This is a genomic window from Actinomyces haliotis, assembly GCF_015355765.1.
Taxonomy (GTDB): Bacteria; Actinomycetota; Actinomycetes; order Actinomycetales; family Actinomycetaceae; genus Actinomyces; species Actinomyces haliotis.
On sequence record NZ_JACWNA010000025.1, the window covers coordinates 25815 to 39779 of the forward strand.

The following is a 13965-nucleotide window of genomic DNA, read 5'->3' on the forward strand; positions in this document are numbered from 1 at the left end:
CGAGACAGGGACGGGGCCCGTCCACCGAGAAGGTGGGCGGGCCCCGTCGTCATGGCAGCCAGCGTCGCCGGGCTCCGTCACGGTGCGGTCGCCCCGCGCGCGGAGCCGGTCGCCGTGATGGTGAAGCCGTCGGCGGGGATGATCCCCCAGGGGAGAAAGGGCGGCTGTGATCGGGCGGTCAGGGTGACGACGGCGGTGGCGCCATCAGGCGCCTCGGCACTCGTGAGAGTGACACCGGACAGCCCGCCGGAGAGCTCCTCCCCCGCGAGGTGCTCGGCCGCGGAGGCCCGCACGCCGGCGTCGCTCAGCACGAGCGCGGTGCCCGCGTCGCCGTTCGAGCCCGATGAGCCGGTGGACCCGGTGGATCCGGAGGCGTAGTAGGCGGCCTCGTCGACGCTCTGCGCGGCAGCGGCCGCAGCCTGGTCGGCCATCGACGTGAGACGCTTGAGGTCGAGGTAGACCGAGGTCGCCGACGCGATGACGAGGATGAGGGCGAGGGCGACGGCGATGAGTCCGATCCCCAGGATGAGGGTCTGGCCGTCCTCCTCGTCGTGCAGGTGACGGAGGGCTCGCCGATCCTGAGCGGGCGCCGGCGGTCTCACTGGCCCGCCCCCGCCAGCGTGACACGGCGTGAGGCGTCGAGGACGACGACGTCGCGCCCCAGACCGAGGGCGGCGAGCCCGGGCAGGTCGACTCCAGCCTCGACGTGCACGACGACGCCCTCGTCGCAGCCCTTGACCGAGCAGCTCGTGGTCAGCGCGGACATCGGGTTCGTGTCGACGTGCTGGTCCTGGAGTGCGAGCCCGACGGCAGTGCGCGCGTGGGCCTGGGCCTCGGGTCCGGTCTCGACGGCGAGGACCCGTGCGGCGGCGTCGGCGGCCGAGGCGACGGCGAAGGAGGTCGCCTGGACCTGCGAGAGGGTCACGAGGAGATACAGGACCGGGACGACGAGTGCCAGCACCCAGCCGATGAACTCTACGGGCGCGTTGCCCGAGTCGTCGGCCAGTCGCGCACGGAGCCACGTGCCCGGACGGACCGGCACGGCTCCTCTCGCGGGCGGCGCCGGCGGGCCGGGGCAGGAGGGTGTCACGGCAGGCTCCCCCCGCGGAGGAGGCCGGCCTCGTCGACGGCGTGGCCGGTCACGTGGAGGGTGCCGCCCGGGCCGAGCAGCCCGAGGACCGGCACGGGCGCCGTCACATCAACCTGGACGACGGCCACGCCGTCAGCGGTCGTCCGGCTGACCGTCACGGAGTCGACGTAGTCCTCGGTGAGCGCCGCGCCGGTCAGGGCGCGCACGCGCTGCTCGGCCTCGGCCTCAGTCCCGCCGACGAGGGCGGCTCGACGGGCGCCCTCGCCCGCGGCGTCGGTGACGACGTTGCGGACGTGGAGGCCGAGCGCGAGCTGCATGAGCGCGAGCGCGACGGCGATCACGAGGACCCCGACGAGGACGAAGTCGACGACGGCTGAGCCCTCCTCGGAGACCAGGCGGGCCAAGTGGCGCTCGGGCCTGCCGCCACCGGTCGGCCCTCGCCGCGTCACACACGGCTCGGACGTCTCGGCCGGCTCGGACGTCTCGACGCCCAGGACCCGAGCGCGACCTCCCACCCGACCGCAGCGCGTACGCCCCTCAGATGGCACCGGTGACCTTGGCGATGGCGTCGGTGAATACCTGGGTGAGCGCGGGACCGGCCACGGCCCACAGCGCGACGACGAGTCCGGCGGTCATGAGCGTGACGAGGACCCAGCCCGGGACGTCGCCGCGTTCGGAGGCGAGCGCTCGAGCGGCACGGTCCGACAGACCGGCGAGCTGTCGGCGGAGGCGGGTGAGGAGGGTGGTGGTGCGCATGGCGGGATTCCTTCCGGGTGGGGTGGGTGGTGGACGGATGGGATGGGGGACCTTCCCGCGGTCACAGCCCGAGGCGGAGCACGAAGAGACCGGGGAACAGCGCGAAGACGACCGTGATGGGCAGGACGAGGAAGACCACGGGAACCATCTGGGCGATCTCTCTCCTTCCGCCCTCCTCCATGAGCGCGCGACGCGAGGCCTCGCGGGCGTCGGCGGCCTGCGACCGGAGGACGTCGGCGAGCGGGGTGCCGCGCTCGAGCGCGACGGCGATCGCCTCGGACAGGCGGGTGACGTGGAGGGACTCGACCCGGTCCTCGAGGTGGATGAGCGCCGTCGTGAGGACCGTGCCGGAACGGACGTCGGCGAGCGTCACGGCCAGCTCATCGACGAGGTCGCCGCGACCGATCTCGACGACGCGCTCAATGGCGGCGACGGGCCCCTGGCCTGCGCCGACGACGAGGGCGAGGAGCTCGACGACGTCGGGCAGCTGGGCCTCGATGCGCCGTTGGCGCTCGGCGACGGCCCGCGTCAGCCACCAGTCCCGCGCGGCGGCGCCGACGACAGCGGCCACGAGAGCCCCCACGACCAGGACCGGCACGTTGACCGGCCGGACGAGCGCCGCGAGCAGGCCGAGCGCGACGGCGGCACCCAGGCCGAGTCCGGCCCACAGGAGCTGCTGGACGCGCAGCTCCTCGTAGGTGAGACGGGAGCCCGAGCGGCGCAGCCGAGTCCGGACCGACTCTGCTGAGGAGCCGAGCCCCTCGAGCAGCCGCCCGGAGGCAGCGACCGCCGCGAGCAGCAGGCCGGTGACCGTGCGCCCGTCTCCGACTGGCGCGGCGGGGCTCAGCAGGGAGGAGGTACGGGGACGGTCGTGCACGTACGGGGCGACGCGGCTGAGGAGCGTCGGGCGACGCCGGCGCGACGCGTCGAGCAAACCGAGGATCCCCAGGGCCGCAAGAAGGCCTGCGAGCGGGCCAAGGAGCTGAGGACTCATCGAAGCACCCGCTCCTCCTCGGGCAGGCGCCCGAGCCTCAGCATGAGCCGGTAGGCGAGGACGCTGGCCACGCCTCCGACGGCGAGGACGACGGCGCCCGAGGTGGTCCCGTAGGCCGCGGCCGCCTGGGGCCGCGTGGACAGGAGCGCGAGGACGAGCCACGGCGCGGCGACCGCGACCTTGGCGCCGTTGACCGTCCAGGACTGTCGTGCCTCGAGCTCGCCGCGGGTGCGCATGTCCTCGCGCAGCATCCTGGACAGGGACCGCAGGAGGATCCCGAGGTCCGTCCCGCCGACCTCGTGGGCGAGCCGGAGCGCCTCGACGATGCGGTCGGCGACCGGGTCGGCGAAGCGGGCCTTGAGTCGGTCGAGGCAGTGGTCGAAGCGGGCGGTGGCGGCGTAGTCAGCAGCGAAGGCCTGGAACTCCGGGCGAACGGCCTCCGGACCGCGCTCACCGAGGTTGGACAGGGCCTCCGGGAGGCTCATGCCGGCGCGCACGCCCGAGACGAGGGTGTCGACGGCCTCGGGCCAGACCTCGCGCAGGCGCGTGCGTCGCGCCCGGGCTCGAGACGAGACCAGGACGAAGGGGGCGCTGCCGGCGATGGCGCCGAAGGCGCAGGCGATGGGCCAGGCGCCGGACAGCCCGAGGAAGATGAGGGCGACGACGGCACTGAGCGTGACGCACCCGCCGACGAAGGCCGCGGGGCTCGTGCGTCCGGCACCGGCCTGGATGAGGAGGTCGGCGAGCCGACGCGAGCGCTCGGAGCGCCAGCGAGGCGGCTCCGTCGTGAGCGCCAACCAGGTGAGGACGAGACCGAGGCCTAGGAGAAGGCCGGCGAGCGCGCCCATCACTCCCACCCCCGGCGCGCGTCGTCGGCAACCCGGTCCGTGGCCTCGCCCGGCCGGCTCGGGGACGTGGCGAGCAGCTCGGCGAGGTCGTGACCGGCGCGCGCGTAGCGCTCCGGGTCCGGGGGCATGCCGGGACCTCGGACGAGCTGGCCGGTGCCGTCGCGGTGGAAGAGGTCCGCGAGCTCGATGACACCGTTCTCGACGCGCCCGGACAGGCTGGCGATCTCACGGACACGTCGGTGACCCCGCGCGTCGAGGTCGAGGTGGACGACGAGGTCGATCGCGCCGGCGACGGTCGGGACGACGAAGGCCGAGGACACGTTCTCGCCCGCGAGGAGGGGGAGGGTGCAGATCTTGACAACGGCCTCGCGGGCGGAGTTGGCGTGGAGGGTCGACATGGCGGGAAGGCCGGAGTTCGCCGCGATGAGCATGTCGAGGGCCTCGGCCTCACGGACCTCGCCGATGATGAGGCGGTCCGGGCGCATGCGCAGGGCCTCCTTGACGAGGCGACGCAGCGTGATCTCGCCGACGCCCTCGAGGTTCGCGGGCCGCGTCTGCATCGCGACGCAGTCGCGGTTGCGGAGCGAGAGCTCGAAGACCTCCTCGCAGGTGACGATCCGCTGGCCCGAGGGGATCGCGCCCGCGAGGGCGCGGACCATCGTCGTCTTCCCGGCCTGAGTGGCGCCGCTGACGAGCACGTTGAGCCCCGCCTGGACCGAGGCGTCGAGGAAGGCAGCGGCGCGGGCGGTGAGAGAGCCCATGCGCACGAGGTCGGCCGTGCGCGAGGCACGCGCAGTGTGCTTGCGGATGTTGACGGCCCAGTGACTCGAGGTGATGGGCGGGATGGCGACGTGGAGGCGCTCGCCTCCCGGGAGCTGAGCGTCGACGAAGGGGCTGGACAGGTCGAGGCGCCGTCCGCTCGAGCGGAGCATCCGCTCGACGAGGACGCGCAGGTCCTCGTCCTCGAGGATCGTCGTGGTGAGCTCGGACCGTCCCGATCGCGCGACGAAGACGCGACCGGGCGCGTTGACCCACACCTCCTCGATGGAGTCGTCGTCGAGGTAGCGCTGCAGCGGTCCGACTCCCGCGAGGGCGTCGACGACGTCGGCGCCAGCGGCCTCGGGGTCGGTGAGCGGCGGGACGAGACCGGCGTCGGCGCGACGCAGGTAGTCGGCGCTCGCCTCGTCGACGAGCGCCTCGAGGGAGTCGACGTCGTGGAGCGGGTCGATACCACGGCGCCTGACGAGCTCGCGGATCTCGGTGTGCAGCAGGGCGGCTGCGTCCATGGGGTCCTCGGGATGGGTGGGGTGCGGTCGGGAACGGCGCGGTTCCTGGCGTTGCGGCACCACGCGCCGATGAGTGGTGCCGCACGTCGAGGCTAGGTCACGGCACGGTCACGCCGCGAGGACCTGGACGCTCCCTGTGGATAACCCTGCGGCGGATGCGGGAGAGGGCGGTCCCGCACGGGGGTAGCCGAATCCGCAGCCCCGCCACCCGGGGCGCAGGTGGTGTCCCTCGCGACGTGCGCCGCCGGGGCGCGCCGACGACGACCAGTCAGGCTCCTCCCCTACCGTTGGGGCCATGTCGCAGCCCCCCTCCGAGAACGCCCCCGCCGCACCGACCGACGCGCAGGACCCGTCGGACGCCGCCGCGACCAGGACCGACGCGGCTGAGGCGGCCGAGAGGCCGAAGGAGCCGACCTCGCTCCCCCGGCAGCACAGCGCCCTCGCCCTGGCCGCCATGGCCGGCGTCGCCGTCCCCGGCCTCGACGCCGCCAAGCTTGCGCTTCCGCAGGAGGAGTCCCCCGAGCTCCACGTCGTCGGGGTCATCGACACCAAGGGCCGCCACTGGGAGGTCCTCGAGGCGCGTGACGACGCCACGGGCGCCGCCCTCGAGGCCGAGGCCGAGGTCCTCAAGCGCATCGGCCGCGTCGTCGACGACGGCTACCTCAGCTTCGGCGTGCCCCGCCCCGCCGGGTCGCTGCGACGCAAGGACGCGCACGTCCAGGTCCGCTCCCACCTCGAGGGACACCCCATCGACTTGTCCGCCCTCCGTCCCGGTCCCGGGCTGTCCGCAGGACTGGGACGTGCGCTGGGCGAGCTGCACGAGCTGAGCACCGACATCGTCGCCGACTCCGGGATGCCGGTCTACGACGCTGAGGAGACGCGCCAGCGCTGGGAGTCCCTCCTCGACGAGGCGCGCGCGACCGGCAAGGTCCCCGAGGTCCTCCTCGACCGCTGGGAGACGGCGCTCTCCGACGCGAGCCTCTGGCACTTCAAGCCCGTCCTCGTCCACGGCGACCTCGCCGAGGAGAACGTGCTCACCAGTGGCGGCGCGGTCACCGCGATCCGAGGCCTGGGGCTCACCCACGTCGGCGACCCGGCCGAGGACCTCGCCTGGGTCTACTCCTCCGTGCCCGTCGACTGCCTGGACTCGGTCGAGGCCGCCTACGAGGCGGCTCGGGCCGAGGGCACCGACAAGCACCTGCGCGACCGCGCGGAGCTCGTGAGCGAGCTCAGCCTGGTGCGCTGGCTCCTCCACGGCGTCCGCGCCGACAACGACGGCATCACGGCCGACGCGGTCGACATGCTCACCGACCTCGCCAGCCAGGTCGGGTCGCAGACGATCACCGAGGAGGCGGCACCGCACCTGGCTGCCGTCGACCCGCTCCCGGAGCACCTCGACGACGACGCCGAGGACGTGGACGGCGCCGGGTCCCAGGGCAACGTGGCGGGCGAGGCCGACGACGCTCAGGCCGAGGCGGCTGCCTCGGCCGAGGAGACGTCCGCACCGGAACCCGGGGCGGATGACACGATCGTGCGCCTCGCGGCGCGCCAGCGCCCCCACCACGACTGACGGCTCCTCACACCGACCGCCGGCCCACGGCCCCACTCAGGTGCGAGCGCTGAGAACCTCCTCGATCTCGGCGAGAGGCAGGACGTCCTCAGCGGCGAGCTCGTCGACCTTGCCGCCGGGATCGTTGACGTAGACGTAAGCCGCTCGCACCGCCTCCGTGGGCACGCCCAGTGAGAGCGACCAGGCGTGGACGTAGACGCTGAGCTGACCCGCCGGCACCGGCTTGCCACCGGTCTTCCAGTCCACGATGAGCCACGCGCCGGGGTCGTCCTCCGCGGAGCCGACGCGTCGGAAGACCGCGTCGATGCGGCAGCGAAGCGTGGTTGCGCCGAGGGTCAGCTCGCGGTCCGTCTCGGTGGCGGCGAGCGTGTAACCGTCGAGCAGCGGCAGCTGCTCGGCCGTGTCGAGCCAGCGCTCGAGCTTCGCCCTGTCCTCTGGGCTCACCGTGTCCGGGACGCCGGCGTCCTCGAGCGTGAGGAGCGCCTGGCCGGAGGCGAACCTCTGGGCGATCGCCGCGTGGAACACCGTGCCGAGCCGCCCCTCTGGTCGAGGCTGCGGAGGCAGTGGGCGGCGCAGGTCGAGCGCGAAGGCGTTCTGGCCGCTCCGCAGCCTCTCCCAGCCCGTCGCCGCGAGGTGCTGCGGGAGCCGGACCGACGGCGCCCCGCTGTCGCGCCGGGCGCGCTCGGCGAGAAGGAGGGCCGCCTCCTCGCGCCAGCGAGCCGCGATCGCGTCCGGGGTCCCGGAGCCACTACCACCTGCCTCGGCGCCGTCGGGAGCGTCCGTCGCCTCCGCTCCCGTACGCAGGGCACGAACCGCCTCAGCGACAGCCAGGCGAGCCCGCCTCTCGGCGCCCTCGGGGCCCGCGCCGGCGAGGTCGTCGGGCTCGACAGGCCACCGCGCCGTCGTCGACGCCGCAGCCATGGGGTTCTCGGCGTCCTCAGCGAGCTCGGTGAAGCCGGCGCCGTAGGGCGTGACGAGCTCGCGGCGGTGGAGCTCGGCGAGGAAGCGGCTCATGGGCCGGGTTCGGCTCGAGGTCTTGGAGAAGTGCGAGCCGGTGAGGAGCACGTCGTGGCGGGCCCGCGTGACGGCCACGTAGGCGAGGCGCCGCTCCTCGGCCACACCGTAGCGCCCGAGGGCCTGCGTGTACTGGTCGAGGAGGTCCTTCGCATCGGCCTTCTCCACGGCGGGCGGTTCGAGGGCCCCGAGATCGAAGGGCGGCAGGGTGCCGGCGTCGGCGCGCAGCGGGTGCGGGAACTCGTTCTTCTTCGTCATCCACGAGGAGTCCGAGACGGACAGGTCCTCCTTGGGAGCGGCGTCGTACATGGGGAAGGCGCCCTCGTTGAGACCGATGACGGCCACGGAGTCCCACTCGAGGCCCTTGGCGGCGTGGACCGTGAGGAGCTGGACGGCGCCCGGCTCCGGCTCGACCTCCGGGAGGCCGAGCGCGCCCTCGCGCTCCTCGGCGACGTCGAGCCACTCGAGGAAGCCCGCAAGGGTGGGGGCGTCGATGTCCGCGGCGTACTGCTCGGCGACGCCCCGGAAGGCGTCCAGGCCGCGCCGCCCCAGCGGGGCGTCGACCCGGGCGGCGATCTCGACGTCGAGGCCGAGTGCCTGCTCGGCGAGCACGACGAGGTCCGGCAGGGGCAGTGCGAGCGCCGAGCGGACGCGGCGCACCCGCCGGGCCAGCCGGTCCGCCAAGCGCGTCCCCGCAGGCGTGAGCCCGGGGACGCTGACGGCGGCGACGCCGTCGCGGGCGGCGTCCGCGCGGCGGGCGATCGCCTCGATCGCCTCGGAGAGGAGGGGCGCGTCGGGGTTCTCCTCCCCCTCGGGGGCCTCCTCGCGGACGGGGCCGCGCACCTGGAGGCGGGCGTAGTCGTGCAGGGCGCGCAGGTCGGTGGCACCGATGCCGGCACCGGTGAGCAGGCGCATGAGCCTGTCGCCGCGCTCCGGGTCCGCGGCCACGGTGAGCAGCGCCCGGACGTCGGCGACCTCGGGGAGCGTGAGGAGCCCTCCGATGCCGACGACCTCGTAGGGGATCCCGCGCGCGCCCAGGGCATCGGCGACGGGCTCGAGAGCGGCGTGCGTGCGGGACAGGACCGCGAGTGAGACGTCCACGCCCCAGCGCTCCTCCATGAAGACGGCGACGGTGTCCGCCTCGGCGAGCGAGTCCGGGAGGAAGGCGCCGAGGACCGAGCCCTGGGCGAGGCCCGCGGCGGCCGGCCGGGGGCGCAGCGGCTCGACGGGGATGTGGGAGACAACGGCGTCGCCCGGCTGGACGGAGTGGACGCGCAAGGGCGTGGAGACGACGTTCGCGGCGTCGAGGACGGCGACGTCGTTGCGCCAGGCGGTCGACAGCGGGAGGACCGGGGTGGCCTCGTCCGGGTCCGCGCCCGCCTCGACGGCGGCCGTGCCGGCCGGGTTGAAGGCGGCGTGGAAGGAGTCGAGTGCGCCGGCGCTCGCTCCGCGCCAGCCGTAGATCGCCTGGTTGGGGTCGCCGACGGCGGTGACGCCGCTGCCGGCGAAGAGCCCGGACAGGAGCCGGACCTGGGCGACGGAGGTGTCCTGGAACTCGTCGAGGAGGACGGCCGGGTACTGGCGGCGCACGGCGCGCGCCGCCTCGGGGACCTCCGCGGCGATGCGGCAGGCGAGCGCGATCTGGTCCCCGAACGTGAGGAGCGACCGGGCGCGCTTGCGCTCCCGGAAGGCGGCGACCACCTCGAGCATGCCGAGCTGCTCGCCCATCGTGCTCGAGGGCTTGCCGAAGGCGGTCTTGAGGCCGCGGATCCCGGCGAGGCCGGCGAAGAGCTCCTCGAGCTCCCCGATCTGCGCGGCGGCGTCCTCGACGGTGAGCAGGTTCTCGGACAGGGCGCCGTCGAGGCGGAGCACGGCCTGCGTGGCCGAGCTGAGGGACTCGATCGGGAGCGGCTCGGAGCGCGACTCGACGAGGTCGGAGGCGATCTGCCAGGCGCGGGCCTCGGTGATGAGCGTGGAGTCGGGGTCCACACCGATCCGCAGGCCGTGGTCCCGCACGAGGGAGCCGGCGAAGGAGTTGTAGGTGGCGATGGTCGGCTCGGGCGAGTCCTCGTCGGCCTCGATGAGGCCGGAGGCGGCGAGCTGGTCGAGGCGGGCGCCGACGCGCTGGGCGAGCTCGGCGGTGGCCTTCCGGGTGAAGGTCAGGCCGAGGACGCCGTCGGCGCGGACGCGTCCGGTGGCGACGAGGTGGACCACGCGCTGGCTCATCGTGGCGGTCTTGCCGGATCCGGCGCCGGCGACGACGAGGAGCGGCGTGAGCGGGTGAGCGATGACGCGGGCCTGCTCGTCGGTGGGCTCGTGGATCTCGAGAGCGCGGGCGAGCTCGGCGGGGCTGAGGTCAGGGCACGCGCTCGGAGCATCGGCCGTGCGCTCCTCCGTGCTGCGGCGGGCGTCGTGGGCGCCCACGGGGTGCGTCGGGGTCATGCGAGGACCCTCCTTCCTTCGGCGACGGCCGGGCAGGAGCTCTTGACGGGGCAGAACTGGCAGTGGGCACCGGTGCGTGCCTCGAGGTGCGCGCCGGAGGCGTCGAGCGCTGCCGAGGCGACCATGTCGGAGGCCCAGTCCTCGCCGGTCTCCGGGTCCGGTGAGACGTCGAGCGCGGCCCCCTTGGGGAAGACGCGCGTGAGCCCGTCCTTGAGGGGCTTCTCACCGAGCTGGACGAGGCCGGCGCCGACGACGTCGTAGCCGTGGTTCTCGAGGGCGAGGCGGTAGGTGGCGAGCTGGGCGTGACGTGCGGGGTCGGTCTTGGGCCGACCACCGGTCTTGAGGTCCATGACGCGCACGCGAGCCCCGCGCCCCTCAGGGAGCGAGTCGCCGTCCGTGACGGGCGGGGCGCCGTCCGGTCCCTCGCCGACGTGCTCAATGCGGTCGATGCGCCCGCCGAGGTGGACCCGGACCACGTCGGCTCCCGGGGCCTCGGGCACGAGCAGGTCGAGCTCGACGTCGATGCGCTTCTCGACGTCGACGCGCCCGGGCACGCCGTCGAGGTAGGAGGCGAGCCGCTCGGTGAGGTCCCGTGCGCGCTGGACGGCGAGGGAGCCGAGCCAGGTGTCCGGATACGAGAGCTCAGGCAGGCGCTCCTCGAGGAGGGCCATGACCTCCTCACCGCGCAGTCCCTCGCGCTGGGCCTGCTCGCCGATGGCGTGGATGACGATGCCGAGGCTCTGGGCGCCGGTGGCGCCCGCGTCCCCGCCCTGACGCTGGAGGAACCAGCGCAGTGGGCAGGTGCCGATGCTCTCGACGTCGGAGGGGCTGACGCGGACGGCGCGGCCGGGCTCGACGAGGGGCGCGTGGGAGGTCGGGCCGGCGATCCCGTCCCAGGAGGCGGGGTGGGCGGAGACGACCCCGGAGGAGGCGAGCAGCGCGAGGGTCTCCGAGGCCGCCCTGCCCCGTGCGCGGGCGGGGTCGTCGGCGTCCTCGAGGGCTCCGGCGACGGCGGCGCGACGGAGCTCGCCGACGAGCCCGCGCAGGGTGAGGTCGCCGACGTCGGGCGCGGTGATGACGGCGCCGTGCTCGTCGAGGAGCGGGACGCCGCAGGCGCGGGCGACCTCGAGGAGGAAGGCGGAGGGGGCGTGGTCCTCGTCCTGGGTGGCGGTGACGACGAGCCTCCTGGAGGCTCTCGTGAGGGCCGACAGGAGCATGCGCCGCTCGTCGGCGCGCACCTGGGCGCGGGCGGAGGCGGCGTCGAGCTCGCCGGAGGGGGCGCCGTCGGCCCCGAGCGGGAGGCGGCCGGTGACGGCGTCGACGAGGAGGCCGGAGCGGGTGAGGGAGTCGCGCAGCCGCAGGTCCGGCCAGGCGTCGCGCCCGAGGCCCATGACGGCGACGACCTGCCACTCGCGACCGGCCGCGGCGGCGGGCGTGAGGACGGAGACGCCGTCCGGGCGCACGCCCAGGGGGGCCACGGAGTCCGAGGGGAGGACCTCCTCGGCGAGCTCGGTGAGGAAGGCGGCGGCGTCGGCGCCGGGGTGCCGCTCGGCCCAGACCTCCGCGCGCTTGAACAGGGCCGTGACGACGTCGAGGTCCCTCTCAGCAGCCTCGGCGAGGAGGGCGTCGGCGTGGGAGGCGCCGCCGCCCAGGGCGATGGAGCGCCAGGCCTCGGCGCGCCCGGAGGCGGCCCAGGCGGCCCAGAGGAGCTGCTCGGCGTCCACCCGGCCGGAGCCCTCGGCCCCGCGGCCCGTCTCGACGACCTCCCGGACGGCGGCGATGACGGCGGCCGCCCGGGCGAGGCGCTCGGCCTGCTCGGCCAGGGGCTCCTCGGCGAGTGCGTGCGCGAGGGCCCGGGCGCCGTCGACGGAGCCGAGGACGGACAGGAGGTTCTCGTCGGGGCTGGACTCGGCGGGCCGGTCCGCGCGCAGGCGACGGCGCAGGCGGCGCAGGTCGAGGACGCTCAGTCCGATGAGGGGGCTGGCGAGGAGGTCGAGCGCCGTGGGCCTCTCCGGGAGCGCGTCCGGTCCGCCGAGGCGTCCCTCGAGTCCTGCGCGGGCGACCGCGAGGAGCGCGGAGGCGGCGGGCTCGGAGCGCAGCAGCACGGCCGGCGTCGAGGAGGCCAGGGGGACGCCGCGGCGGCGCAGGTCGCGTGCGACGGCCTGGGCGCGGCCCGAGGAGCGCACGATGACGGCCATCTCGCCCCAGCCGGTGCCGTGGTGGATGCGCTCGGCACGCAGGAGGCGTGCGACGTGCGCGGCCTCCTGGGACTCACTGCCGGCGACGAGGGGCAGCACGCCGGTGGGTCGGGGCGCGGTGCCCTCGCCCGTGCTCGTGTCCCGCCCGGGCTCCTGAGCGAGGGTGGGCCGGCGGTGCGCGGCCGTGCCGGAGACGGGCAGGCGCGCGGACTGGTCCTCCCACACGGCGGCCAGGGCGGGCCCGCCGCGGTGGAGGGTGCTGAGCGTGAGGCGCTCCGCGGCGAGGCCGGAGCGGTCCTCGGCCTCGTTGAGGAGGCTCGGGGAGCCGCCGCGGAAGGTCTCGACGGCGACGTCCGGGTCCCCCAGGACGACGACCTGGGCGCGGCGCCCCGCCGAGTCCGGTGCGTTGAGGGCGGTCAGCAGGCGGGCGGTGGCGGCGGTGCAGTCCTGGTAGTCGTCGACGATGACGAGGTCCGGGACGGGGCGCGGCTCGGTGACGCCGTCGGCGTCCCAGGAGGTGAGAGCCTCGACGGCGCGGTCCTGGATGCGGGCGGTGTCCATGCGGCGCGTCTCCCCGCGGCGCTCGGCGGAGGGGCGGCCCTGCGCGTCCCAGGTGCGCAGGAGGGCGGAGGCCGGGCCCCACAGCGGGACGTCGAGGGCGCGGCCGAGGCGGGCGAGGTCGTCGGCGTCCACGCCGAGCTCGCCGGCACGGGCGAGGAGGTTGCGCAGCTCGGTGCGGAAGGCACGCGAGGCGACGGCCTCGCTCGGCAGCCCCGGCCACTGCTCCGGGCGGATGAGGGCCGCGAGCGCGGCGTCCTCCTCGGCGCCCGCGAGCAGGACCGGGGCCGGGAGCGGGTCGGGCCGGGCGGTGAGGGAGGTGGTGAGGATCGTGAAGGCGAAGCCGGCGGGCGTGCGCACGCGCACCACTCCCCCGCCGCGTCCCTCGAGGAGGTGGGCGGCGCGGGCCCGCAGCTGGTCCGCGCGAGCACGCGTGGGCGCCAGGACGAGCGCGTCCCGCCCGTCCTGGACGGCCTCGGCGAGGAGACGGAGCGCGAGCGTGGAGCGCCCGGTCCCGGCGGCCCCGAGGACGACGAGGTTCGAGCCCTCGCGCGCGCGCTCGAGGACGCGCGCGGCGTCCTCGTCCGGCTCCGGCAGGGGCGGGACCTCTCGGGCGGGCAGGAGACGGAGGGGCTCCGGCGTCGTGTCCTCGTGCATGCCCCCATCCCACCACGGGCCCACGACGCGAATCGGAGGACCTTCCGCGCGGCGCGAAAAGCCCGCGAGGACGCGGTTGAGGCCCCTGGCGGCGCCACGGGCCCGACCTAGGATCGTGCCCAGCGCAACGCACCGAAGCCGTCGTCCCGCAGGGGCGCCGGCCGCCGCGGGCCGGTCCGGGCGCCCGCGCCAACAGCACAGTCAGCACGAGGAGCAGCCACCATGCAGATCCACATCGCCGTCAAGCACTCGAGCCGCGAGCTCGACCTGGAGACCTCCGCCTCGCAGGACGAGATCATCGAGGCCCTCACCCGCGCCGACCGCGACGGCGAGCCGCTCATCCTCTCCGACGACAAGGGCCGCAAGGTCTTCGTCCCCGCCGGCGGCATCGCCTCCGTCGAGCTCGGTGAGGCCTCGCAGCGCCGCGTCGGCTTCGGCATCTGACCCAGCCCGCACGCACGACGTCGTGGGGCCCCCCGCCCGGGCGGGGGGGGGGGCGGCCCCCGAGGGGGGGGGGGGGGGGGGAGACCCCGGGGGGGGGGAACCCCCAAA

At 75.2% G+C, this 13965-nt stretch carries 11 protein-coding genes; 2 read left to right on the plus strand and 9 right to left on the minus strand.

The annotated features are described in order from the left end of the window. Nucleotides 1–77: 77 nt before the first annotated feature. The 7 genes from IXW69_RS10345 to IXW69_RS10375 all read right to left on the minus strand — a co-directional run bounded on the left by IXW69_RS10345 (nt 78) and on the right by IXW69_RS10375 (nt 4974). Nucleotides 78–602 carry a pilus assembly protein TadG-related protein gene (locus IXW69_RS10345; protein ID WP_194786266.1) on the minus strand — a complete coding sequence of 175 codons (525 nt, stop codon included), beginning with the start codon at nt 600–602 and terminating at the stop codon, nt 78–80. Further along, entirely contained in the window at nt 599–1042 is a 444-nt protein-coding gene (locus IXW69_RS10350) for a peptidase T4 (protein WP_323745282.1), read from the minus strand. The genes IXW69_RS10345 and IXW69_RS10350 overlap by 4 nt, the downstream gene beginning before the upstream one ends. Nucleotides 1043–1086: 44 nt before the next feature. Continuing rightward, nucleotides 1087–1494, minus strand: coding sequence for a TadE/TadG family type IV pilus assembly protein (locus IXW69_RS10355; protein WP_194786267.1), 408 nt, complete (start codon nt 1492–1494; stop codon nt 1087–1089). Between the two features lie 133 nt (nt 1495–1627). After that, complete coding sequence (locus IXW69_RS10360) at nt 1628–1846, minus strand: hypothetical protein (protein WP_194786268.1); 219 nt, start codon at nt 1844–1846, stop codon at nt 1628–1630. Between the two features lie 61 nt (nt 1847–1907). Next, nucleotides 1908–2840 carry a type II secretion system F family protein gene (locus tag IXW69_RS10365; RefSeq protein WP_194786269.1) on the minus strand — a complete coding sequence of 311 codons (933 nt, stop codon included), beginning with the start codon at nt 2838–2840 and terminating at the stop codon, nt 1908–1910. Then, on the minus strand, nt 2837–3688 hold the full coding sequence (locus tag IXW69_RS10370; protein ID WP_194786270.1) for a type II secretion system F family protein: 852 nt from the start codon (nt 3686–3688) through the stop codon (nt 2837–2839). Before IXW69_RS10370 ends, IXW69_RS10365 begins: the two co-directional genes overlap by 4 nt. Further along, nucleotides 3688–4974 (minus strand): CpaF family protein, encoded by a 1287-nt coding sequence (locus tag IXW69_RS10375; protein ID WP_194786271.1) that lies wholly within the window; start codon nt 4972–4974, stop codon nt 3688–3690. The genes IXW69_RS10370 and IXW69_RS10375 overlap by 1 nt, the downstream gene beginning before the upstream one ends. Nucleotides 4975–5269: 295 nt before the next feature. On the opposite strand from IXW69_RS10375, the gene IXW69_RS10380 reads away from it, so the two are divergent. Further along, on the plus strand, nt 5270–6544 hold the full coding sequence (locus IXW69_RS10380; RefSeq protein WP_194786272.1) for a phosphotransferase: 1275 nt from the start codon (nt 5270–5272) through the stop codon (nt 6542–6544). Nucleotides 6545–6580: 36 nt separating this feature from the next. Here IXW69_RS10380 and IXW69_RS10385 read toward each other — a convergent pair whose 3' ends face one another. Continuing rightward, on the minus strand, nt 6581–10000 hold the full coding sequence (locus IXW69_RS10385) for an ATP-dependent DNA helicase (protein WP_194786273.1): 3420 nt from the start codon (nt 9998–10000) through the stop codon (nt 6581–6583). After that, nucleotides 9997–13413, minus strand: coding sequence for a PD-(D/E)XK nuclease family protein (locus IXW69_RS10390; RefSeq protein WP_194786274.1), 3417 nt, complete (start codon nt 13411–13413; stop codon nt 9997–9999). Before IXW69_RS10390 ends, IXW69_RS10385 begins: the two co-directional genes overlap by 4 nt. 222 nt (nt 13414–13635) lie before the next feature. On the opposite strand from IXW69_RS10390, the gene IXW69_RS10395 reads away from it, so the two are divergent. Beyond that, the gene (locus tag IXW69_RS10395) at nt 13636–13857 is read left to right on the plus strand and encodes a DUF3107 domain-containing protein (RefSeq protein ID WP_194786275.1); all 222 of its coding nucleotides are present in this window, start codon (nt 13636–13638) and stop codon (nt 13855–13857) included. Nucleotides 13858–13965 lie beyond the last annotated feature (108 nt).

Coding starts and splice junctions, on each gene's coding strand:
- IXW69_RS10360 (WP_194786268.1), bottom strand. CDS start 1,846: ATGCGCACCACCACCCTCCTCACCCGCCTCCGCCGACAGCTCGCCGGT.
- IXW69_RS10365 (WP_194786269.1), bottom strand. CDS start 2,840: ATGAGTCCTCAGCTCCTTGGCCCGCTCGCAGGCCTTCTTGCGGCCCTG.
- IXW69_RS10370 (WP_194786270.1), bottom strand. CDS start 3,688: ATGGGCGCGCTCGCCGGCCTTCTCCTAGGCCTCGGTCTCGTCCTCACC.
- IXW69_RS10375 (WP_194786271.1), bottom strand. CDS start 4,974: ATGGACGCAGCCGCCCTGCTGCACACCGAGATCCGCGAGCTCGTCAGG.
- IXW69_RS10380 (WP_194786272.1), top strand. CDS start 5,270: ATGTCGCAGCCCCCCTCCGAGAACGCCCCCGCCGCACCGACCGACGCG.
- IXW69_RS10385 (WP_194786273.1), bottom strand. CDS start 10,000: ATGACCCCGACGCACCCCGTGGGCGCCCACGACGCCCGCCGCAGCACG.
- IXW69_RS10390 (WP_194786274.1), bottom strand. CDS start 13,413: ATGCACGAGGACACGACGCCGGAGCCCCTCCGTCTCCTGCCCGCCCGA.
- IXW69_RS10395 (WP_194786275.1), top strand. CDS start 13,636: ATGCAGATCCACATCGCCGTCAAGCACTCGAGCCGCGAGCTCGACCTG.